The sequence below is a fragment of the Pseudomonas sp. P5_A2_2 genome (genome assembly GCF_054177685.1).
In genome coordinates this window covers 1-1,085 of the sequence record NZ_JBGCUL010001307.1, presented here as the reverse complement: position 1 = coordinate 1,085, position 1,085 = coordinate 1, and the positions used below count along the sequence as shown (strand labels likewise).

The 1,085-nt window shown below is 50.0% G+C and carries 1 protein-coding gene; it reads right to left on the bottom strand.

Going from position 1 to position 1,085, the window contains the following annotated elements; translation table 11 throughout:
• Positions 1-694: 694 nt before the first annotated feature.
• Entirely contained in the window at positions 695-904 is a 210-nt protein-coding gene (locus ACXRVY_RS30995) for a hypothetical protein (RefSeq protein WP_223462684.1), read from the bottom strand.
• Between the last annotated feature and the right edge of the window lie 181 nt (positions 905-1,085).

Sequence of the window (1,085 nt, the reverse complement as noted above, 5' to 3'; positions counted from 1 at the left end):
GTCTACTGAGGCACATGGGCAATCCTTTGTAATTATAAGGGTCTTTATTTAACTTCATAAGGATKTCCTCGTTGCTRAYAACRCGCTCCTCGCTGCTTGTTAATAAGTCAAGCACAACGCATTCCATGCGAGTTAAATGGATAATCGTTAGGCTGTTAGAAAGCAGGCGTTGGGGGTTGTTGAGCGCCCAAGTTTGTAATTTTGGTATGTTGATGCGATCAGTTACACACGTAGRACCGCGRTGGTCGATCCAGGCARYAACCTCATCGATAGTATGTCCGARGGCAATWRAGTCYTCRTCGKAAGGATTGAGMKGGGCGGGGGKWAGATCTTCTGGCATAGCGCTTCCTCCATGCACAAAAAAAGCGTAGCCCAAGAGGCGCGCCCACTGTAAATAGACGGCAAAAAAAAACCCGCATGGGCGGGATTAAAGGGGGTCGAACAAAAAGAAAGGTGCTGATCCGTTAGCACAGGTCAGCTTAGACGGGAGTTGGCAGAGTGCTCTGACGGAAAATAACGCAGCGCCTGGGTCGCTCTCAATCGTTCATCAATTCGGCGATTCCGTGCATGATGACCTTCAAGTTCTCATGAGTTTCGTTAATGAGTTGCGGATTCTGCCTGTGTCATCGGTGGAGCCGTGCAGCTGCAAAGGTGCCATGCCCAGCAGTGATCGGGGGCGCGTCGAGTAAATAGCTCACTCCGGCGTCATGAGAACCGCGAGCGTAAACTTGATGAACTCTTCGTTCTTGTCGATGGTGTCCAAGGCGCCGCGGACGTTATCGGCGATATCGGCCGCGCCGCGTTGCTCGACCCAGTTCGCAAGCTCCAAGATGGCGGCCTCCAAGGCGAGCTGGTTTTCGTTGATCTTGAACAGCAGTGAAGGGAATAGATCTGAATTTGGCATGTGCTAATTCTCCGGGACGAAGAAAGCGTAGCAGAGGCAAACTAGGGGTTTGAGGTTCAGTTCGGCAGAACGCCTGGAAAGGATGGCACTACTGTAGGAATATACAACGATAAGTTATTGATTCTTATAGGGGTATGTAGCGGTTTTGAGAGTATTGCATAGGTTTTGAGAGTATTGCATA